Below are 19,908 nucleotides of genomic sequence, written 5' to 3'. Positions count from 1 at the left end.
GCAGCGGTGGCCTTGACGGCAGAATGGTGCTCTCGGACGAGGGGAGCACGATGAGCGAGCCGGACGGCAGACCGCCGTACCAGTACCCGCCGTGGCAGCCGCCGGTGCCGCCGAAGCGGATGTCACCGGCGGCCGTGGTGCTCATCGCCGGGTCGGTCGTGGTCGTCATCCTGATGGCGCTGGCCTTCCTGGCCTGGGGATATCCCGGGTTCCTGCGGGAGGCGGACGGGCACGCGGAGGTCGCGCCGGGACACTGGCCTGCCGGCTCGGCGACGGTCGTCACCCCGACCGCGCCGAGCACCCCGGTGACGCTGCCGGGCGGCCGGGCGCCGATGCCCAAGCGGCCTCGCCCGCTGGCCGACCCGGTGACGTGCGCGTTCACCCCGGACCCCGGCACACCGGCGCCGAAGAAGGTCGCGCTCCCGCCGGACGGCCCGGCGCCGTCGTCCGGCACGGTCGAAGCCCGGCTCGCGACCAGTGCGGGAGAAGTCGGGCTCACCCTGGACCGCGCGTTGGCGCCGTGCACCGTGGTCAACTTCCTGAGCCTGGCCGGCCAGGGTTTCTACGACGGGACGTCGTGCCACCGGCTGTCGGTGCAGACGGGGCTGCAGATGCTCCAGTGCGGCGACCCAGTCGGCGACGGCACCGGCGGCCCGGGCTACACGATCCGCGACGAGGTGTTCCCCGAGCTGACCTACGGCCGCGGCGTCCTGGCGATGGCCAAGACGGCCGCCCCGGACTCCGGCGGCTCCCAGTTCTTCCTGGTCTTCGGCGAGACGAACATCCCGCCCGAGTACACGGTCTTCGGCAGCATCGACGACCCGGGCCTGGCCACCCTCGACGCGATCGCCCGCGCCGGAATCGACACCGCGAAACCCGGCATCGGCGACGGCAGCGGCCCCCCGAAAACCCCGGTGACCCTCACCCACGTCACCGCCACCCCGTAACTCGCGTGATCAAAGCCGTAACTCGCGTGATTGAAGCCCGAACTCGCGAGTTACGGCTTCAATCACGCGGGTCCCGTGCTCAATCACGCCAAGTACGGGTTCAAGCACGGTCGAGCAGGTGGCGGAGGTCCTTGAGGAGGGTGGCTGCGGGGGTGGGGGAGAGAGTTCGGTGGCGGGCGGCGACGTAGGCGTCGGGGCGGATGAGGAGGCAGCCGTCCTCGGCGATGCCGCTGAGGCGGGACCAGTCGCCGTAGGCGTCGCGGACGCCCGGGTCGCCGATGCGGACCGTCCGCAGGTCCAGGCCCAGTTCCGCGCCCACCTTGGCCGCCGCGTCGCGCCACGGCGTGCCGGTGAGGCCGGTCAGGAGCGTCCAGCGGCCGCCGCCCACGAGGTCCAAAGTGGACACGCGACGGCCGTGCGGGCCGACCAGCCACGCGTGCGGCAGCTTCGCGCCCGGTTCGGTGCTTGGCCGGTGGAACAGCTCCGGATCGCGCTCGGGCGGCGCCGGGACGCCGTCGGGCAGCACCGCCCCGGACACGTACCGCTGGTCCAGTTCGACGCCGTGGGCGTTGAACTCGTAGTGCTTGAGCTCGATCGCCTGCTCCAGCTCACGTCGTTTGCGCGCCCCCTCGGGCGTCGCCGCGAGGCAGGTCTCGAGCCCGGCCGTGATGCCGTCGGCGTCGGTGTCGCCGGAGATGCCGAGCGCGGCGAAGATCGGCCCGAACTGGTCACGGCTGAGGTTCGCCCGGTCGACGATCTGCTTGCCCACCGGCGCCCGCTCGGCGGTGTAGCTGTCCAGCAGCCCTTCGCCCGCCTCGCCGCGCAGCACCATCGCCAGCTTCCACGCCAGGTTGTAGGAGTCCTGGACGGATGTGTTCGACCCCAGCCCGTTCGACGGCGGGTGCCGGTGCACCGCGTCCCCGGCGCAGAACACCCGGCCGCTGCGGTACTCGGTCGCGTAGTTGTGGTTGACCGTCCACAGTGACGTCGAGGTGATCTCGACCTCCAGCGCGGGATCCCCGACCAGGTCACGCACCAGCCGCGTCGCTTCCTCGGCGTCGACCTCGGGTGGCGGCTGGGCGATGTCGTAGCCCCAGGTCAGCAGCCACTCGTTCCACGGACGCACCATCCGCACCAGGCCCATCCCGATCCCGCCGAGGTGCGCGCCCGGCCGCATCACCCAGTACAGGACGCTCGGCCGGTGCGCCACGTACTGCGCCAGGTCGGCGGTGAAGGTGATGTTCATGCTGCCGGCCTTGCCGGTCTGCCCGGCGATCGGCAGCCCGGCCTGTTCGGCGACCCGGCTGCGGGCGCCGTCCGCGCCGATGAGGTACTTGGCACGCAGGGTGAACTCGTCGCCGCGCACGCGGTCGCGGAACCGCACGGTGACCCCCGAGCCGTCTTGCTCGAAGGACAGGAACTCGGTGTCCAGCCGCAGTTTCGCGCCGCGGGCGGCCGCCTCGCTCACCAGGATCGGCTCCAGGTAGGTCTGCGGCAGGTCGATCATGTGGCACGGGCTCGCGGCCGTGTATTCGGACGCCGACCGGTCGCCGGTGCCCCAGCTGGCGATCCGGCCGATCTCCGGCCCGGTCAGCGACGTGCACAGCACGGTGTCGCCCATCAGCTCCGGCGGCGTCCCGACGGCGAGCGCCTTGTCCTCGACGCCGAGGTCGCGCAGCACCTCCATGGTCCGCTGGTTGGTGATGTGCGCGCGGGGCGTGTTCGCCGTCCAGCCGTACTTGGTGGCCAGCACGGTCGGCACGCCGTAGGTGGCCAGCAGCAGCGCCGCGGCGCCGCCGGCCGGGCCGCTGCCGACCACGATGACGTCGGTGTCATAGCTCATGCGCTGCTCCCTGAAATCCGGAAGGTGAAGTCGAGCCCGTCGGTGAAGTCGACGATCAGGCCGTCCTTGACGCCGAACACGGTGTCCGAGCCGAGGTACTCGCCGCCGGCGACGAACAGCTGCGTGATCAGCGTGCGGTAGCCGGGCTTGGCGATCATGAAGTGCACGTGCGGCGCCCGGTAGGGGTGCCGGCCGACGGCATCGAGCATCTGCCCGACCGGACCGTCGGCGGGAATGGGGTACGCGCTCGGCACGATCGTCCGGAACCGCAGCCGTCCTTCCGCGTCGGTGCGGAAGCGGGCCCGCAGCACCGGACCGTCCACTTCGGGCAGCTGGACGTCGTAGAAGCCGTCCTCATTGGACTGCCAGACGTCGACGACCGCGTCCGCCACCGGCCGGTCGTCCGTGTCGACCACCCGGATGTCCGCTTCCAGGGGAGTCCCGGGAAGCCCGGCGGCGAGGTCGGCGCCCTGCGGCGTTTCCGGCGGGCCGTCGACGTAGAACGGCCCGAGCACGGCCGACGGTGTCGTGTCCGGCGTCCGCGAGTTGGTCAGGACGTCGACGACGCTCGACACGCCGAGCGTGTCCGACAGCAGGATGAACTCCTGCCGTGTGTCGGTGGTGATGTGCCCGGCGCGGGTCAGGAACCCGATCGCGTACTCCCATTCGGCCTGGGTGAGGTCGGTGCGGATCGCGTAGCCGTGCAGCGTCTCGACGAGGTCGGTCAGCAGGACGCGCACGCGGTCCGGTGCCCCGGCAAAGCTGTCGACGACCTGCTTCGTGAGCGCCTTCAGGTTCGGGCGCGTGGCCGGGCGGGTGCCGTGCAATGCCTGGCGCACCGGCTCCGGCTCGCCCTCGATGTCGGCTTCGGTGAGGCCGAGTTCGGCGAGCGAGTGCGGGATCGGGAGCGACGCGGCCAGGTCGAACACCTCCGCGGCGTCGTCGAGACCTTGGTGCGCCATGACGTACGGGAGCAGCACGGCGTGGGTCTCGGCGTGCGGCAGGCCGAACTTGCCGCCGAGGTGGTGGCACAGCCGGTGGTGCAGGCCCATCGTGGCGGCGTCGAGGCACGTCCCCGCGAGCCATGCACCGCGCAGCAGGTCGGTTCGGGCGTCCACATCGGACGGATTCGCCGCGATGCGGGGGAGTGCGCTCGTGATCAGCCGCTTGGCCTCCGCGGCGAACAGGTCGGTCATCGGGTTGGCGTCCGGCGCGTAGGACGCCTCCACCGCGTGCGCGAGGGCGTTGAGCCCGCTGGCCGCGGTGAGCGGCACGGGCAGGGACAGCGTCAGGCCGACGTCGTAGAGGACGGCTTCGGGCCGGACCTTCGCGGTCCGCTGGGTGGTCTTGCGGCCGTCGGCGGTCTGGCCGAGGACCGACGTCAGCTCGGAGCCCGCGTACGTCGTCGGGACGATCAGCTGCGGCAGGTCGGTGTGCAGGGCGATCGCCTTGGCCAGCCCGGTCGCCGAGCCACCGCCGATCGCGACGACACCGTCGACGTCGTGCTCGGCGACGACCTTGAGCGCGCGTTCGGTGACGTCGACCGGGGTGTGCATGGCGGCGTCTTCGAACCGCGCGGCCAGCCGGGGGCCGAGTGCGGCCGCGGCCCGGTCGCCGTAGCGCGGACTGCCGATCAGCAGCACCCGGTCGAGCCCGAGGCGCGCGGCTTCGTCGCCGAGGGTGTCGAGCGAGCCGAAGACCACCCGGACGGGGTTCGCGGCGTAGCTGAACGAGGTCATGCGAGGCAGTATCCGGCGGCCGCCGGGGCCGGTCCTGCACGTTCGTGCTGCGCGACGGCACGAAACGCGCGTGTGCTGTGACATGCGGGGCTTCGCCCCGGCCGGGGGCTCCGCCACCCGGACCCCCGAAAGACAGTCAGCCGTTGCGGCGCAGCGCTGCCGGAGTGGTGCCGAGCTGGGCGCGCAGCACCCGGGTGAGGTGCTCCTGGTGGGAGAACCCGCAGCGGACGGCGATCTCGGCGATCGGGTCGTCGCCGGTGCGCAGCAGCAGCCCGGCCTGTTCGACGCGCAGCCGCAGCAGGTACCGGTGCGGCGGCAGCCCGGTGCGCGCCTTGAACCGGCGCGAGAACTGGCTGACGCTCAGCCCGGCGAGCGCGGCCAGCTCGGCCAGCGGCACCGGCTCGGCGAGCCGGTCGGCCATCAGGTCGCGGACCCGCGCGAACTGGCGGTCGGAGAGGCCGCGGGCCGGTTCGCGCTCGGGGACGTGCCCGGCGCGGTGGTGGCGCGCGAGCTGGGCGGCGACGAGCGCGCCGAGCTGGTCGGCGTAGGTCCGGGCCGCGGGCTCCCAGTCGCGGACGACGCCGTCGAGGCCGAGCACGAGCTGTTCGAGCAGCGGATCACGGCTGCCGAGCTCTTCGGCGAGCCGCACGGGCGCCCCGGCGGCCTCCTGGACGGCGGCGTCGTCGACGTAGACGTGCACGGTGTCGAGTTCACCGCCGAGCTCGACCGACAGCTCCGCGTGCGACGGCTGCAGGAACAACCCGCCGACGGGCATCCGCCGGCTCTGTTCGCGGGCGGTCCCGACCCCGCGCCGGACGGTCACCGGGCCGTCGAGGTGCAAGATCAGCTGGTGGCTGCGCGCCGCGCCGAACTCCGCGCGGTAGGGGCGTTCCCGCTGCCGCGAGAGGTAGACGCGATCCCAGCCGAGGCCGGCGCTGGTCCGGTCCGGGCGGACCCAGGGCAGCGCGAGGATGCCGTTGGTGTCGGCCAGCCCGAGTTCGCCCACGGTGCCTCCTCGACGTCGAGGCTGCTCGCGATGGTACCCGCCTTGAGCTGGTCGCCCGGACTTGCGAACCGGGCGTTCACCCTCGCACCTGGCCGCCGTGGTGCCTCTGCTCCGAGTGCTCCGGTTGCCCGGCCCGGTCGGCGCTTGTTGCCGCGTCGAGCACCCCGCCGCGGGGGCGCCCCCCGTTTTCCACGCTACCGGAGGGCACCGACAATTCCGGTCGCTCGAAGCGGGCCGCGCTGGTCGAAGGCATGGTCGCCGTCCGCTGCGAACGGAGCATCCCGGACTCCCCAGCTCCGCTCGAAAGCGGTCAGCTCGCGTACCGGAAGGGTCGACCGGCGTACCGGGGGAGTCGGCTGGCGTACCGGAAGGGTCGGCTGGCGTACCGGGAGGGTCGCCTCAAGAATCGCCCGCCGAGGTGGCCGAGCCGACCCGCCAGGTACGCGAGCCGACTCTCCAGGTACGCGACCCGACTCTCCAGGTACGCGACCCGACCGTTTCCGTCGCCGGGAGCTGATACCCCGCGCCGGGCGGCTTGTCGTGACAGCTTGGCTCGGGCGAGGCAGGTGGCTCAGCCGGGCGCCGCGCGGCCGTGGCGCCAGTAGCCCAGGAACGCGATGTCCGCCTTCGGCCAGCCGCGATCACGCACCAGGTGACGGCGCACGCCGGTCGCCAGCGCCGCCTCCCCGGCCACCCACGCGTACCCGGGACCGGACGGCAAACCAGCCTCCCGGATCGTCGCCAGGGCCAGCGCGCCCGGGCGGCCGGGCTCCGGGCGCGGCAGCCAGTGCACCCGCACCCCGGGCGGCGCTTCGACCTCCCGGACGTCCGCCGCCGACGGCACCTCCAGGAACACCTCGGCCACCAGGTCGTCCGCCGCGTTCTCGAGGATCGCCAGGATCGCCGGCAGCGCGCTCTCGTCCCCGGCCAGCAGCTGCCAGGGCACCCCGGGCGGCGGCAGGTAGCTCACGCCGAGGTCGAACACGCCTGCCGGGTCGCCCGGGCGGGCCCGGCGGGCCCACTCGGCCGCCGGGGCGTCGCCGTCGTGGAGGGCGAACTCGATGTCGATCTCGCCGGGGCGGGCCCGGCGGATCGTGTAGTTGCGGACCCACGGGCGGCGGGACTTCGGCATCACCAGCAGCTCGGCCATCCAGCCCTCGTTGTCCAGCGTCGGCATCCGGAGCCGGTCCTGGCCCGCGCGCGGGAAGAACAGCCGCACCGCCTGGTCGTCGCCGGCCGGCTCGAACTCCGCCAGCCCGGGACCGCCGAGGGTGACCGTGCGGAACGCCGGGCTGGGCGCGGTGTTCGCGCGCACCTCCAGGGTGATCATCCGCCGCGTCCGGGGGCGGCGCACCTTCGGGATCATCAGACGTCCAGCACCAGCCGCGGCGAGAGCGCGCGCGACACGCACGGGTACATCCGGCCCGCCGCCGCGCCGATGTCGTCGCGGTGCTCGGGCTCGCCGTCGACGACCCCCACCTCGCAGCTGCCGCACACCCCTTCCCGGCACGCCGACGGCACCGGCCGTCCCGCGTGGTTCAGCGCGTCCAGCAGCGACTCGTCCGCCGGGACCTGGATCGTGCCGCCGGAGCGGGCGCACCCGACTTCGAACGGCGTGTCCGGGCCGAACGTCCGCCGCACCGGCTCGAACCGCTCGGTGTGCACGCGCGGGAACGCCGCCTCGGCCGCGTCCAGCATCGACGCCGGGCCGCAGCAGTACACCTCCGCCGAGGGGAACTCCTCGGCCAGCGCCACGAGGTCCGGACGGCCGAGCCGCACGCGTTCCCCGTACTCGGCGGCCAGTTCCGCGGCGAACGGACGGCCCGCGTAGGCCAGCGTCACCGCGGCGCCGGAGGCGACGGCGGCCCGCAGCATCGGCACGATCGGCGTGATCCCGATCCCGCCCGCCACGAACAGGTACTCCGCCGCCGGCCGCAGCGGGAAGTGGTTGCGGGGCAACGAGACCGGCAGCGTCCGGCCCGGCTGCAGGAACAGGTGGACGTACTCCGAGCCGCCGCGGCTCAGCGGGTCGTGGCGGACCGCGATGCGGTAGGCCGAGAGGTCGGCGGGGTCGCCGCACAGCGAGTACTGCCGCGTCAGCCAGTTCGGCAGTTCCAGGTCGATGTGCGCGCCCGGCTCCCACGGGGCCAGCGGGCCTTCGTCGCCGCGCAGCACCAGGGAAACGACGTCGTCGGTGACGCGCTCGATGCGCTCCAGGATCGTCTTCTGCATGTCAGTACAGCTTCCGGTAGCCGTCTTCGAGGAGCCGGTCGAGCAGCGCCGGGTCGATGTTCATCTTTTCGGCGGCGATCTCGCCGGGCGACGGCAGTTCCGCGGCCAGCGCCTGGCTCGCCGGGTCCCACAGGCGCGACCGGATCAGCGCGCGGCCGCAGTGGAAGTACACCTCGGCGACGTCGACGACGATCGCCAGCATCGGTGCCTTGGCCTCGGTGCGCATCCGGGCGAGCACGTCCGGCTCGTCGGTGACGTACGCGCTTCCGTTGACGCGCAGGGTTTCCCGCATGCCGGGGACGAAGAACAGCAGGCCGACGCCGTCGTTTTCGGCGATGTTGCGGAAGGAGTCGGCGATCTTGTTGCCGGGCCGGTCGGGCAGGGCCAGGGTGTGCTCGTCGAGGACCTTGACGAAGCCGGGGTAGTCGCCGCGGGGCGAGCAGTCGGCGCGGCCCGCGGCGTCGGCGGTCGCCAGCGTCAGGAACGGCGAGTGCGCGATGAAGCGGCGGGCGTGGGGGTCGATGCGGTCGCCGATCTTGGCCTTGATCATCGCCTCCGGCTCGCCCAGCCGGGCCCGCACCTCGGCCCCGGAGACGTGGGGCAGCGTGTTTGTGCTGGTCATGGCACAATTATGAGCAAATACTCAGGTCTTGACTACTCGCTTTCCGGGAGGGATCCGTGACGCCGGACCAGCGCCGCATCCAGCCACGTAAACAGCCGCGCCAGGTCCGCGCCGAGCTGACCCGGCAGCGGATCCTGACCGCGGCTGCTCACGTTTTCGCCGACCACGGCTACGCGGCGGGCACCACCAACCGCATCGCCGAGCACGCCGGCATCTCCATCGGCTCGCTGTACCAGTACTTCCCGAACAAGGACGCGATCCTCGCCGAGCTGCTGACCCGCCACCTCGACGGCGGCACGGCGGCCGCGGCGAAGGTCCTGACCGGTCCGCTGCCGGAGTCGATCGAAGAGATCTTCCGCGTGTTCGTCCGGCTCGCCGTCGAAGCCCACCGCGACGACCCCCACCTCCTGCGCATGCTGCTGGAGCAGGCGCCGCGGTCGAACGAGCTGCTGGAGCGGATCGGCGGGGTGAAGCAGGAGATGGTCGGCTACACCCGCGCCCTGCTGGAGAGCCACCCGGAGGTTCACGTCACGGACGTCGAGACGGCGGCCCGCCTGGTGATCGCGACGGTCGAGCTGGCGGTCCACGACCTGCTGGCCGAACCCGACCCGATCGACGCCGAACGGCTGGAGGACGAGATGGTCGCGATGCTGACCCGGTACGTCAAGGGGTGAACGGCCGCTGTCCGTCGTGGAAGACGTTGTGGTCGGTCGCGGTCCAGCCGGGTCGGCGTACCCGACCTCCAGACGGCAGCCAGTCCACTCAGCGGTCCCGGGCCACCAGCGCCGCCTGGGTGCGGCTTGTCACACCCAGCTTGGCCAGGACGTTGCCCACGTGCACCTTCACCGTCCGCTCCGCCAGGCGCAGCCGGGCCGCTATGTCGCGATTGGACAGTCCCTCGCCCAGCAGCTCCAGCACGTCACGCTCGCGCGGGGTCAGCACACCGCCGCCGCTCAGCGCGGACGCCGCCGCCGGGCTCAGGGCCGTCACGCCCTGGTGGGCGGCGCGGACGGCGGCCGCGAGTTCGTCGCCGGACGAGTCCTTGAGCACGAACCCCGCCGCGCCCGAACCGAGCGCTTCGCGGATCTCCCGCGGCCGTCCGACCGTCGTCAGCATCAGGACCCGAGGCGCCGACGGACCGAGCCGGCGCAGGACATCGAGGCCGTCCATCCCGGGCAGGTACAGGTCGAGCAGGACCACGTCCGCCGGTACCTGCGACGCGAGCAGTTCCGGCCCCGAACCGTACTGCGCGACCACTTCGAGGTCCGGCTGCGCGCCCAGGACCAGGGCGATGCCTTCGCGCACCAGCGCGTGGTCGTCGACGACCTGCACCCGGATCATGTCCGGCACTCTACTGTCGGCCCATGCGTCAGTCTCTCGTCACGACGGCGGCGGTCGCCCTGGTGTTCTTCGCCAGCGGGGCGTGGACGCCGCAGCAGGGGTGGCTCGCCGCCGGGCTCAGCGCGGTTCAGCTCGTCCCGCTGCTGTGGGCCCGTCGTGCGCCGGCTCTCGTGCTCGCCGTGGTGACCCTCGCGTCCGCCGGCCACCTGCTGCTCGACCAGCCGCGCAACACGATGTACGTGCCCGTGCTGCTCGCCCTCTACAGCACGCCGCAGCGGTGGCTCGCCGTGGCTTCGGCGCTAATGGTCGGGGCCGCCGTCTTCCCGGCGAAGGGGCCGCTCGACGGGACCGTCCTCGCCGTCACCATCTCCGCCGTCGCCTGGCTGCTCGGGGCCGAACGCCGCCGGGCGCTCGCCGAGCGGGCCGAGCGGGCGGCCCGGCGGCTGCACGACACGCTCGCCCAGACCACCGCCGTCATGCTGGTGCAGGCCGAGACGCTGCGCGCGGTCGGCGACCTCACCCAAGCCGACCGCGAACGCCTCGACACCCTGCTGGCCGCCGGCCGGGGTGCGCTCACCCTCGTCCGCCGCACGCTGGACGACCTGCGTGACGACACCGAACGGACCCCCGACCTCGCCGAGGTGCTGGCCCGCCTCCGCACCGCGGGACTGGTGCTCGACCGCGATCCGGTGCTGCCCGCGCTGCCGCGCCCGGTGCGGGAGCTGGCCGAGCGGTTCGTCGCGGAGACGGCGGTGAACGCGTTGCGGCACAACGGTCCCGGTGTCCGGCTGCGCCTGTCCGTCGAATCCGGGGACCGGGTGCGGATCACCGCGCGGAACGCGCTCAAGGGGACGGCCCGCGAAGGCGGTGGTCACGGGCTGGCCGGGCTCGCGGAGCAGGCCGCGGCGGCCGGGGGTGCGCTGAGCCACGGGCAGCGGGACGGCGAATGGGTCGTCAGTGTCGAGCTGCCAACAGCTGGGACACGGTCACGAACCGGTAGCCGCGCTGCTTGAGCTGGTCCAGGATCGGGTCGATCGCCTCGCGAGTCTGCTCGCGGGAGGCGTACATGGCGTGCAGCACCACGATCGAGCCCGGGCGGACCTGGTCGAGGACGGTGCGCTCGACGGTCGCCGTGTCGGGGATTCCGTCGGAGTCCGGGGCGACATCCCAGGTGATGGTCGTGCGGTGGTGTTCGGCCAGGTAGTGCGGGAGGGCGAAGAGCTTCTTGCCGTTCGGGGGACGGAAGAAGATCTCGCCGGGGTAGCCGGCGGCGCGGATGAGGGCGTCGGTGGCTTCGACCTCGTCGGCGACCCAGGCCGGGGTCACGCCGATCATGCGATCGTGGCTGAAGCTGTGGTTGCCGATTTCGTGGCCTGCTGCGGCTATGGCGTGGGCCAGGTCGGGGTGGGCCGCCATCTCGTGGCCGATGAGGAAGAACGTTGCCGGTACCTGATGGGTTTTCAGGGTGTCGAGGATGGTCCGGGTTCCGGCTGGGTCGGGGCCGTCGTCGAAGGTGAGGGCGACGACCTTCTCGGCGGTGTCGACGCGGTCCACGATCGTGCCGAAGAACTGGAAGCTGGGCGACTTCGCCACCTGGAGCAGGGTGTAGGCCCCGGCGACGGCGACGACCAGCGCGCTCGCGACGGCGATCGTCCACTTCCGCGCGCGGCGGGATTTCAAGATCATGGCGGTCACCCTGGCGAGGACCGGGGAACGGCGGAAGCCGCGAAGGTACTAGTACCTCCGCGGCTTCCCGGAACCGTCAGAGCGGGTTGTATACGCCCAGTGGGGCTGTGCAGAACGGGCCGCCCACGTACTCGGCCGCCGGTCCTGCCGGGGCGGGCTTGCCTGCCAGCTGCTCCGCGTACACCTCGGCGTCGTCCAGGGACTTGTAGCCCAGGGCCTCCGCTTCCTCCAGCGAATAGATCCGGCGCGTGTTGTCCGATACACCCCAGATCAGGCGGTAGCCCGGGTTCGGTGCCGCAAGGCAGGCCTCGAACAGGCGGGCGCCGTCGTCGGGGGAGAGCCAGGTGGTCAGGCCGCGGGGCCCCAGGGGCAACGGGGTCTCGAAGCACGAGCCGATGCGGATGACGATCACGTCCATGCCGTAGCGGGAGTGGTACAGGCTTCCCAGTGCCTCGATCGCCGCCTTCGACACTCCGTAGTACGTGTCCGGACGGGGGGATGAGTCCGCCGGGAGGTCCTCGTCCACCCTGCGGAAGCCCACCGCGTGGTTGCTCGAAGCCAGGATCACCCTGGGGATCCCGGCGGCCTGCGCGGCCGCCAGGACCGTCTGCGTCCCGTTGATGTTGACGTCCAGGGTCGCTTCCCACGTGTTCTCGCGGCTGTGGCCGCCCAGGTGGATCACTGCGTCCACGCCTTCGCACGCGGCCGCCATCGCTTCCGGGTCGGTCACCGAGGCCGTCACGATCTCTTCCGCAGCGTCGGACGCGGTCTGCGGAGCCACGTCGAGCAGGCGCAGCACCCGGCCTTCGCGCCTCAGGCGGGGGCGCATCAGGGTGCCGACGACACCCGCCGACCCGGTGATGAGCACGCGCTGGTCCGTCATGGATTTTCTCTCCCAACCAGGAATGGCGGCGGACTGTGGTGATTAACGGATCCCGGCCCGGCGCAGCTGCTGGCCGAGCTCGGCGGTGGTTTCGGCGAGCAGTTCGCCGACGCGGCGGGCGTCGTCGTCACTCACCTGGGCGATGGGCATCGAGCAGCTGATCGCGTCGGTGCCCGGGATGCGGTACGGGATCACCGCGGCGACGCACCGGACGCCGAGCGTGCCCTCCTCGATCTCCGCCGCGTACCCGCGCTCGCGCGTGGCCGCGCACTCGGCGTGCAGGCCCTCGAGGGTGGTGATCGTGTTCGGGGTGAGTGCGGTCAGCGTGGCCGGCATCAGCGCCTCGATCTCGTCGTGCGTCAGCTCGGCCAGCAACGCCTTGCCCAGCGCTGTCGCGTGCGCCGGCAGCGTGCGCCCGACGCGGGAGACCAGGTGCGTCGACCGCTGTGACTCGCGCGTTTCCAGGTAGACCACCTCGGTGCCGTTGCGGCGCGCGAAGTGCGCGGTGAAGCCCGTCTTCTCCCGGATCCGCTCCAGGGCCTCGGTGGCGAACGGGACCACCGCGTCACGGTCCAGGTACGCCGTGCCGCAGATCAGCGCCCGGACACCGAGGCGGTAGCGGGCGGTGTTCGCGTCCGCCTCCAGCCAGCCCGCCTCCAGGAGCGTGCGCAGCAGGCCGTGCAGGGACGAGCGGGGGAAGCCGGTGCGCGCGTGCAGGTCCGACAGGGACAGCCAGACGTCGTTCGCCGCGAACGTCTCGATGAGGTCGACGGCCCGGCGCGCGGACTTGACGCCCGAGGACTCGGCGGGGGCCCCGTCGGGCACCGCCGGGTTGTCCACCTTCTGCGGCATTTGTGTGCCTCCGTCCGGCCGTTGACTTGTGACCCCGGCCATATTAGCGTCCCGAACAACGTTCTTATGGATGAACATAATCACTATAACAGACTCCGTTCATAGATGTGAACAGTGACCCACATCGACGTGGACGCGGAAGGGAGCCTGCGGTGCACGCACTCGACTGGACGATGATCTGCGCGTACTTCGCGCTGATGATCGTGATCGGCTGGTGGTCGCACAAACGGGTCAGCGACGTGAAGGACTTCTTCACGGCGGGCGGCCGGATGCCCTGGTGGCTGGCCGGCATCTCGCACCACATGTCCGGCTACAGCGCCGTGCTGTTCGTCGCGTACGCGGGCGTCGCGTACACCAGCGGCGTCACCGTGTACTTCTGGGGCTTCGCCAGCATCGGCATCGGCGTGGGCATCGGCAGCTGGCTGTTCGCCGCCCGCTGGAACCGGTTGCGCTCGAAGCTCGGCGTCGCCTCGCCGCTGGAGTACCTGGCCAAGCGCTACAACGTGCCGACGCAGCAGGCGCTCGCCTGGAGCGGCAGCCTGCTGAAGATCTTCGACATCGCGGCCAAGTGGTTCGCCGTCGCGACGCTGCTGCACGTCTTCGCCGGCCTCGACTACAACCTCGGCATCCTCATCACCGGCGCGGTCACCCTGGTCTACTGCACCATCGGCGGCCTGTGGGCCGACGCGCTCACCGACTTCGGCCAGTTCGTCATCCAGGCCATCGCCGCGATCGTGATGATCGTCGTCGTCCTCGGCAAGCTGGGCGGGATCTCCGCGCTCTGGACGATGTGGGACAAGCTGCCCGAAGGGCACGTCAACCCGGTGACGTCCAAGTACACCACCATCTTCCTGCTCGTCTACGTGCTGGTGAAGACGCTGGAGTACAACGGAGGCATGTGGAACCTGGCGCAGCGGTACATGGCCGCGCCGAACACCCACGAGGCCAAGCGCGGCGCGCGGCTGTCCTCGGCGCTGTACCTGTTGTGGCCGCTGGTGCTGATGTTCCCGATGTTCGCGGCGCCGCTGCTCATCCCCGGCATCAAGGACCCGACTCAGTCCTACGCGATCATGACCACGACGTTCCTCCCGCCGGGACTGATCGGCCTGGTGCTGGCGGGGATCTTCTCGCACACCATGGCGATGGTCTCCTCCGACGCCAACGCGATCTCCGCGGTCATCACCCGTGACATGATCCCGGCGATGTTCCGCCGCGCCCGGCAGTGGACCGACACCCAGGGCCTCAAGGCGGCGCGGATCACCACGGTCGTGTTCGTCGCGCTGACCATGCTCGTGGCCACCCAGGCGCAGAACCTCGGCGGTGTGCTGCAGATCGTCGTCAACTGGGTCGCCGCGCTGATGGGCCCGATCTCGATCCCGTTGCTGCTGGGCATGCTGCCGTGGTTCCGCAAGTGCGGCCCGCGCGCCGCGCTGATCTCCTGGGCGGGCGGCCTGATCGACTACGCGCTGGTGTACTACGTCTTCAAGGCGAACCAGACGGTGCTCGTCGCGACACCGATCCTGGTTTCGCTCGCGCTCTACGTCGGCCTCGGGCTGCTCGCTCCCGAGCGCAGCGCGGCCGCCGATGAGATCGTCGACACCGTGAACACCGCCGACGACGCCGTCGGCCGAAAGCAGGAAGGCACGACCGTGCCCGCCTGACGAGAGGCCTCACCCGGCCGAACCGATATAAGGACGAGAGAGCAGAAAACACATGGCACAGAACGAGATCGAGCTGGACGGCCTGCTGGCGTTCCCCCTCACCCCGTTCACCGAGGACCTCGAGGTCAACCTCGACGCGCTCGCGGAGAACGTGGAGAGCCACATCGCGGCGGGCGCCGGTGCGCTGTTCGTCGCGTGCGGCACCGGCGAGTTCAGCTCGCTCTCGCCCGCCGAGGTCACCTCGGTGCTCACCCGGGCCCGGGAGGTGGCCGACGGCCGCGTCCCGGTCTGGGTGGGTGCCGGGGGCGGCGCGGCCTCGGCACGGGCCGGCATCGCGGCGGCGCAGGAGGGCGGGGCGGACGGCGTCCTGCTGCTGCCGCCGTACCTGGTCACCGGGCCGTCGGCGGGTCTGGTCGACTTCGTCCGCTACGCGGTCGGCGACTCGTCCGTGCCGGTCATCGTCTACCACCGCGGCACCGGCGTGTTCACCGCGCCGGCCGCGGCTTCGCTGCTCGACATCCCGTCGGTGGTGGGCCTCAAGGACGGCTACGGCGACGTCGAGTGCATGACCCGGATCGTCACCACGATCCGGTCGCTGGACACCGAGCGGGCGCGGAACTTCCTGTTCTTCAACGGGTTGCCGACCGCGGAGGTCTCGGCCAAGGCGTACGCCGCGATCGGCGTCGCCCGGTACTCCTCGGCCGTGCACTGCTTCGCCCCGGAGATCGCGCACCGCTTCCACCGCGCGCTCGGCGAGGGCGACACGCGGGTGATGGACGCCCTGCTCACCGGCTTCTACCTGCCGCTGGTGGCGCTGCGGGACGAGACGTCCGGCTTCGCCGTCTCGCTGGTCAAGGCGGCCGCGCGGCTGCGCGGCGACAAGGTCGGCCCGGTCCGGCCGCCGCTGGTCGAGCCGACGCCGGAGCAGGTCCGCCGGCTGGAGAAGATCGTGGAGGACGGCTTCGTGACGCTGAAGGGGCTCGGCTGATGCAGATCCTCGACGTGGTGCTGACCCCGGTCGCGTTCGCGGACCCGCCGCTGCTCAACGTCATGGGCGTGCACGAGCCGTTCGCGCTGCGCAGCGTCGTGCAGGTCAAGTGCGAGGACGGGATCGTCGGGCTCGGCGAGTCCTACGGCGACGACGCCTTCCTCGGCGAGGTGCGCAAGGTGCTGCCGCGGCTGCGCGGCCACGACGTGTTCGACCTGCCCGGCCTGCAGCGGCTGGTCGCGGAGGCGCTCTCGGACACCGTGCTGACCGACGCGCACGGCCTGATCGGCGGCTTCTCCATCCGCAAGACGATCGCGAGCGTGTACTCGCTGTTCGAGGTCGCCTGCCTGGACGCGCAGGGTCACTACCTCGGCCGCCCGGTGACCGACCTGCTCGGCGGCACGGCCCGCGACGCCGTCGAGTTCTCCGCGTATCTGTTCTACAAGTACGGCAAGCACATCGACGGCCGCGAGGACTCCTGGGGCGAGATCACCACGCCCGAGACGCTGGTCGGCTCGGCGAAGCGGATGATCGACGAGTACGGCTTCCGCTCGATCAAGCTCAAGGGCGGCGTCTACGAGCCCGAGCAGGAGGTCGACGGGATCCGCGCGCTGGCCGAAGCGTTCCCCGGGCACCCGCTGCGGATCGACCCGAACGGCGCGTGGACGGTCGAAACCGGCATCCGGGTGGCCGGCGAGCTCGACGGCGTCCTGGAGTACCTGGAAGACCCGACGCCGGGCATCGACGGGATGGCCCAGGTGGCGGCGGAGGCGTCGATGCCGCTGGCCACCAACATGTGCGTGGTCAACTTCGGCGACATCGAGCCGGGCTTCCGGGCGCGCGCGATCGGCGTGCTGCTGTCGGACCACCACTTCTGGGGCGGGCTGCGGGCCACGCAGTCGTTGTCGGTGACCTGCGAGAGCTTCGGCGTCGGCCTGTCGATGCACTCCAACAGCCACCTCGGGATCAGCCTGGCCGCCATGGTGCAGGTCGCCGCGGCCACGCCGCACCTGACCTACGCCTGCGACACGCACTGGCCGTGGAAGGTCGAGGACGTCATCGAACCGGGTGTGCTGGCGTTCCGCGACGGCGCCGTCGCGGTGCCGGCCACCCCGGGGCTGGGGATCACCCTCGACGAGGACGCGCTGGCCCGCCTGCACGAGAACTACGTCCGATGTGGACTGACCAAACGGGACGACGTGACCTACATGCGCAAGTACGTCCCGGACTTCCAGCCGAACACGGCGAGGTGGTGAGCCGGTGAAGGTGACGGGATACGCCTACCCCTGGGACGTCCTGGACGACGGGTTCGTTCCGCGGGTTCAGGCGCTCGGCGTCGACGAGGTGGCCGTGGCGCTGTCGTACCACAGCGCTCGCGCGGCGACGCCGTGGTCGCCGTCCCGGACGGCGGTCGTGGCGCGGCACGCGGCGTTCTACCGGCCGGTGACCGACGGCTGGGGCGCGCTGCGTCCGTCCACTCCGGACTGGGTTTCTCCGGAAGATTCCGGGGGTGACGCCGTCCGGCTGCTGAACGAGGCCGGGATCCCGGCCGCCGCCTGGATCGTGCTGACCCACAACTCCCGGCTCGGCTACGAGCACCCGGACGTCGTGGTGCGCAACTGCTTCGGCGAGAGCTACCCGTGGGCGCTGTGCCCTTCGCAGCCCGCTGTGCGCGAGTACGCCGCGGCCGTGGTCGCGAATTCCGTCGCCGGGCTCGAGCTGTCGTCGGTGATCCTCGAGGCCTGCGGTCCGCTCGGCGCGGTGCACCAGCACCAGCACGAGAAGACCGACGGCGTGTGGGCACCGGCCGTGGCCCGGCTGCTGTCGATCTGCTGCTGCGACGCCTGCGCCGCCGCCTGGGACACCGACGCGGACACGGTGCGGGCCCAGCTCGTCGAAGAGGTCCGGCGGCTGATCGCCACCGGTGATCTGGGGATCACCGGCGACCGGTTGCCGCCGTCGTCGACGCAGATGCTGCTGCGGGGCCGGCAGCAGGCGACCGACGCGCTGCGGGCCGCGGTTTTGGCCACGCTGCCGCCGGGCACCCGGATCGTGCTGCACGGCGCGCTCGACCCGTGGGTCACCGGCGCGCTGCCGGGGCTGACGCCGTCCGCTGCGGACGACGTCGACGCGGTCGTATTGTTCGGGTGGGCTCCCGCCACGGGCGCCGAGGCCGTCGCGGCGGCTCGGGAGGCCCTGCCCGAACGCGTGGCGATCGGGAGCTACATCACGGCGGTGGCCGCCACGCCGGTGCCGGACATCGCCGGTTACGTCGGCGAGCTGGCCAAGGCGGGCGCCGCCGAGCTGCACCTGTACCACCTCGGCCTGGCCGGGCTGGGTCGCTGGCCCGACCTGGAAACGGCCACCGCCGCCGCCCATGAGAACTGAGGAGCTGTTCCACCCATGAGCCAGGCCACTGACGCCGCCACGCTCGAGAAGATCCTGGCGGGAGCCGCCGAAGCCGCCGGTCCGGCCGCCGAGTCGACCCCGGCCGAACGCGCCGGCTGGCTGGCCGCCGTCGCCGACGCCCTCGACGCCGCCGCGGGCGAGCTGGTCCCGCTGGCGCACGCCGAGACGCACCTGCCCGAGTCGCCGCGGCTGGCCGGCGAGCTGAAGCGCACGACGTTCCAGCTGCGCCTGTTCGCCGAGGTCCTCTCCGACGGCGAGTACCTCGGCGCCACCGTCGACCACGCCGACCCGGAGTGGCCGATGGGGCCGCGTCCGGACATCCGCCGCGTCAAGACCGCGATCGGGCCGGTGCTGGTGTTCGCGGCCAGCAACTTCCCGTTCGCGTTCAGCGTCGCGGGCGGGGACACCGCGTCCGCGCTGGCCGCGGGCTGCCCGGTGGTCCTCAAGGCGCACCCCGGGCACCCGGAGCTGTCCGCGAAGACCGGTTCGATCGTGCGCGAGGCGCTGATCAAGGCGGGCGCACCGGCGGCGCTGTTCAACGTGATCTTCGGCCAGGAGGAGGGGGTGACGGCCCTGAAGGACCCGCGGATCGCGGCGGCGTCCTTCACCGGCTCGATCCCCGGCGGGCGCGCGCTGTTCGACATCGCTGCGGCTCGACCGCGGCCGATCCCGTTCTACGGCGAGCTGGGCAGCGTCAACCCGGTCGTGGTCACCGAGGCCGCGATCGCGGCGCGCGGGGAAGCCGTGGCCAAGGGGTACGCCGGGTCGTTCACCCTCGGTGCGGGCCAGTTCTGCACCAAGCCGGGATTGCTGTTCCTGCCGGAAGACCACGGTCTGACCGACGTGTTGCGGGCGGCTCTGGACGGGGCGCCCGCCCAGCCGATGTTGAACGACCGGATCGCGGCTGGGTTCTCTTCCCGGTTGTCCGAATTGCGCGAGGTTCCGGGCGTCGAGGTCGTGTCTTCGTCGCCTTCGTCTTCGCCGGCGTTCACCCCGACGCTGCTGGCGACGACGGGCAAGCAGTTCCTCGAAGGCGGCGACACGGTGCACCAGGAGTGCTTCGGGCCGGCGTCGCTGATCGTGACGTACGCCGACCAGGCCGAGCTGCTGCGCCTGCTGGAGGTGATCGAACCGGGGCTCACCGCCACGATCCACGGCGAGGAGTCCGATGTGGACTGGCTCCGGCCGGTGCTGCCCGCACTGGCCCGCATCGCCGGCCGGCTGCTGTGGAACGACTGGCCCACCGGCGTGACGGTGAGCTGGGCCCAGCAGCACGGCGGCCCGTACCCGGCCACGACGGCCCCGACGACAACCTCGGTCGGGACGGCGGCGATCGAGCGGTTCCTGCGGCCGATCGCCTGGCAGGGCTTCCCGGACGCGCTGTTGCCGGAACCGCTGAAGGAGGCCAACCCGTGGCAGTTGCCCCGGCGCACTGACGGCGCTCGCTGACCCCACCGGCCTCTTTGGTCCCACCGGCACCACGGGCCCGCGGGGGCGCCCCCCGGTTCCACTTTATCGTCGGCACCGACAATTTTCGGGGCCGGAGCATCGAAATCATCCAGGCCGCCGGGGCGCCCCCCGGTTCCACTCTACCCCTCGGCACCGACAGTTTCCGGAGCCGCTGACCCGCTGAAAGCGGCGCTCCCCGGGGAGCGCCGACCCGGCCCGGCGCCCTTCCCGCAGGGCGCCGGGCCGGGAC

At 72.0% G+C, this 19,908-nt stretch carries 18 protein-coding genes; 8 read left to right on the top strand and 10 right to left on the bottom strand.

The genetic code is table 11. The features are described from left to right. The first annotated feature begins 50 nt into the window (after positions 1–50). Entirely contained in the window at positions 51–947 is an 897-nt protein-coding gene (locus ABZX11_RS41130) for a peptidylprolyl isomerase (RefSeq protein WP_354923821.1), read from the top strand. Between the two features lie 100 nt (positions 948–1,047). Here ABZX11_RS41130 and ABZX11_RS41125 read toward each other — a convergent pair whose 3' ends face one another. The 6 genes from ABZX11_RS41125 to ABZX11_RS41100 all read right to left on the bottom strand — a co-directional run bounded on the left by ABZX11_RS41125 (position 1,048) and on the right by ABZX11_RS41100 (position 8,389). Beyond that, the gene (locus ABZX11_RS41125; RefSeq protein ID WP_176171256.1) at positions 1,048–2,790 is read right to left on the bottom strand and encodes an FAD-dependent monooxygenase; all 1,743 of its coding nucleotides are present in this window, start codon (positions 2,788–2,790) and stop codon (positions 1,048–1,050) included. Beyond that, positions 2,787–4,529, bottom strand: coding sequence for a maleylacetate reductase and hydroxyquinol 1,2-dioxygenase domain-containing protein (locus tag ABZX11_RS41120; RefSeq protein WP_354923819.1), 1,743 nt, complete (start codon positions 4,527–4,529; stop codon positions 2,787–2,789). Before ABZX11_RS41120 ends, ABZX11_RS41125 begins: the two co-directional genes overlap by 4 nt. A 136-nt stretch (positions 4,530–4,665) precedes the next feature. After that, positions 4,666–5,535, bottom strand: a complete 870-nt coding sequence (locus tag ABZX11_RS41115; RefSeq protein WP_354923817.1) for a helix-turn-helix domain-containing protein — start codon at positions 5,533–5,535, stop codon at positions 4,666–4,668. 571 nt (positions 5,536–6,106) lie between these two features. Beyond that, on the bottom strand, positions 6,107–6,901 hold the full coding sequence (locus ABZX11_RS41110; protein WP_354923815.1) for a siderophore-interacting protein: 795 nt from the start codon (positions 6,899–6,901) through the stop codon (positions 6,107–6,109). After that, positions 6,901–7,767 (bottom strand): PDR/VanB family oxidoreductase, encoded by an 867-nt coding sequence (locus tag ABZX11_RS41105; protein ID WP_176171252.1) that lies wholly within the window; start codon positions 7,765–7,767, stop codon positions 6,901–6,903. The genes ABZX11_RS41110 and ABZX11_RS41105 overlap by 1 nt, the downstream gene beginning before the upstream one ends. Before the next feature lies 1 nt (position 7,768). Beyond that, positions 7,769–8,389 carry an MSMEG_1061 family FMN-dependent PPOX-type flavoprotein gene (locus ABZX11_RS41100; protein ID WP_176171251.1) on the bottom strand — a complete coding sequence of 207 codons (621 nt, stop codon included), beginning with the start codon at positions 8,387–8,389 and terminating at the stop codon, positions 7,769–7,771. A gap of 56 nt (positions 8,390–8,445) precedes the next feature. On the opposite strand from ABZX11_RS41100, the gene ABZX11_RS41095 reads away from it, so the two are divergent. Beyond that, positions 8,446–9,063, top strand: coding sequence for a TetR/AcrR family transcriptional regulator (locus ABZX11_RS41095; protein ID WP_354923813.1), 618 nt, complete (start codon positions 8,446–8,448; stop codon positions 9,061–9,063). Between the two features lie 88 nt (positions 9,064–9,151). Here the strand turns inward: ABZX11_RS41095 and ABZX11_RS41090 are convergent, their stop codons facing one another. Beyond that, positions 9,152–9,730 carry a response regulator transcription factor gene (locus ABZX11_RS41090; RefSeq protein WP_354923811.1) on the bottom strand — a complete coding sequence of 193 codons (579 nt, stop codon included), beginning with the start codon at positions 9,728–9,730 and terminating at the stop codon, positions 9,152–9,154. A gap of 23 nt (positions 9,731–9,753) precedes the next feature. On the opposite strand from ABZX11_RS41090, the gene ABZX11_RS41085 reads away from it, so the two are divergent. Further along, a complete protein-coding gene (locus tag ABZX11_RS41085) occupies positions 9,754–10,743 on the top strand; it encodes a histidine kinase (RefSeq protein WP_354923809.1) in 990 nt (329 codons plus the stop codon). Here ABZX11_RS41085 and ABZX11_RS41080 read toward each other — a convergent pair. From ABZX11_RS41080 to ABZX11_RS41070, 3 genes are all read right to left on the bottom strand, one after another. Beyond that, entirely contained in the window at positions 10,685–11,416 is a 732-nt protein-coding gene (locus ABZX11_RS41080) for a polysaccharide deacetylase family protein (protein WP_354923807.1), read from the bottom strand. The two genes, ABZX11_RS41085 and ABZX11_RS41080, sit on opposite strands and share 59 nt — an antisense overlap. Before the next feature lie 76 nt (positions 11,417–11,492). After that, positions 11,493–12,299 carry an NAD(P)-dependent oxidoreductase gene (locus ABZX11_RS41075; protein ID WP_176171246.1) on the bottom strand — a complete coding sequence of 269 codons (807 nt, stop codon included), beginning with the start codon at positions 12,297–12,299 and terminating at the stop codon, positions 11,493–11,495. A gap of 42 nt (positions 12,300–12,341) precedes the next feature. Beyond that, entirely contained in the window at positions 12,342–13,151 is an 810-nt protein-coding gene (locus ABZX11_RS41070) for an IclR family transcriptional regulator (protein ID WP_176171245.1), read from the bottom strand. A gap of 152 nt (positions 13,152–13,303) precedes the next feature. Between ABZX11_RS41070 and ABZX11_RS41065 the strand changes: the two genes are divergently transcribed. The 5 genes from ABZX11_RS41065 to ABZX11_RS41045 are packed head-to-tail and all read left to right on the top strand — an operon-like array spanning position 13,304 to position 19,658. Then, positions 13,304–14,812 (top strand): sodium:solute symporter family protein, encoded by a 1,509-nt coding sequence (locus ABZX11_RS41065; protein ID WP_176171244.1) that lies wholly within the window; start codon positions 13,304–13,306, stop codon positions 14,810–14,812. A gap of 52 nt (positions 14,813–14,864) precedes the next feature. Beyond that, positions 14,865–15,800: a 5-dehydro-4-deoxyglucarate dehydratase gene (locus ABZX11_RS41060; RefSeq protein ID WP_176171243.1), complete on the top strand. Its 936-nt coding sequence runs from the start codon at positions 14,865–14,867 to the stop codon at positions 15,798–15,800. Continuing rightward, complete coding sequence (locus ABZX11_RS41055; protein ID WP_354923803.1) at positions 15,800–17,056, top strand: glucarate dehydratase family protein; 1,257 nt, start codon at positions 15,800–15,802, stop codon at positions 17,054–17,056. The genes ABZX11_RS41060 and ABZX11_RS41055 overlap by 1 nt, the downstream gene beginning before the upstream one ends. 4 nt (positions 17,057–17,060) lie before the next feature. Beyond that, entirely contained in the window at positions 17,061–18,188 is a 1,128-nt protein-coding gene (locus tag ABZX11_RS41050; protein WP_354923801.1) for a hypothetical protein, read from the top strand. 15 nt (positions 18,189–18,203) lie between these two features. Continuing rightward, entirely contained in the window at positions 18,204–19,658 is a 1,455-nt protein-coding gene (locus ABZX11_RS41045; RefSeq protein ID WP_354923799.1) for an aldehyde dehydrogenase (NADP(+)), read from the top strand. The last annotated feature ends 250 nt before the right edge of the window (positions 19,659–19,908 follow it).

The organism is Amycolatopsis sp. NPDC004169 (genome assembly GCF_040610315.1).
GTDB lineage: Bacteria > Actinomycetota > Actinomycetes > Mycobacteriales > Pseudonocardiaceae > Amycolatopsis.
The sequence above is the reverse complement of the archived record's forward strand: the minus strand, read 5'-3'. Positions and strand labels throughout refer to the sequence as shown.

Bases quoted from the DNA above. Each gene is read 5' to 3' on its own strand.
- ABZX11_RS41130 (WP_354923821.1), top strand. From the start codon at position 51: ATGAGCGAGCCGGACGGCAGACCGCCGTACCAGTACCCGCCGTGGCAG.
- ABZX11_RS41125 (WP_176171256.1), bottom strand. From the start codon at position 2,790: ATGAGCTATGACACCGACGTCATCGTGGTCGGCAGCGGCCCGGCCGGC.
- ABZX11_RS41120 (WP_354923819.1), bottom strand. From the start codon at position 4,529: ATGACCTCGTTCAGCTACGCCGCGAACCCCGTCCGGGTGGTCTTCGGC.
- ABZX11_RS41110 (WP_354923815.1), bottom strand. From the start codon at position 6,901: ATGATCCCGAAGGTGCGCCGCCCCCGGACGCGGCGGATGATCACCCTG.
- ABZX11_RS41105 (WP_176171252.1), bottom strand. From the start codon at position 7,767: ATGCAGAAGACGATCCTGGAGCGCATCGAGCGCGTCACCGACGACGTC.
- ABZX11_RS41100 (WP_176171251.1), bottom strand. From the start codon at position 8,389: ATGACCAGCACAAACACGCTGCCCCACGTCTCCGGGGCCGAGGTGCGG.
- ABZX11_RS41090 (WP_354923811.1), bottom strand. From the start codon at position 9,730: ATGATCCGGGTGCAGGTCGTCGACGACCACGCGCTGGTGCGCGAAGGC.
- ABZX11_RS41085 (WP_354923809.1), top strand. From the start codon at position 9,754: ATGCGTCAGTCTCTCGTCACGACGGCGGCGGTCGCCCTGGTGTTCTTC.
- ABZX11_RS41080 (WP_354923807.1), bottom strand. From the start codon at position 11,416: ATGATCTTGAAATCCCGCCGCGCGCGGAAGTGGACGATCGCCGTCGCG.
- ABZX11_RS41075 (WP_176171246.1), bottom strand. From the start codon at position 12,299: ATGACGGACCAGCGCGTGCTCATCACCGGGTCGGCGGGTGTCGTCGGC.
- ABZX11_RS41070 (WP_176171245.1), bottom strand. From the start codon at position 13,151: ATGCCGCAGAAGGTGGACAACCCGGCGGTGCCCGACGGGGCCCCCGCC.
- ABZX11_RS41060 (WP_176171243.1), top strand. From the start codon at position 14,865: ATGGCACAGAACGAGATCGAGCTGGACGGCCTGCTGGCGTTCCCCCTC.
- ABZX11_RS41055 (WP_354923803.1), top strand. From the start codon at position 15,800: ATGCAGATCCTCGACGTGGTGCTGACCCCGGTCGCGTTCGCGGACCCG.
- ABZX11_RS41045 (WP_354923799.1), top strand. From the start codon at position 18,204: ATGAGCCAGGCCACTGACGCCGCCACGCTCGAGAAGATCCTGGCGGGA.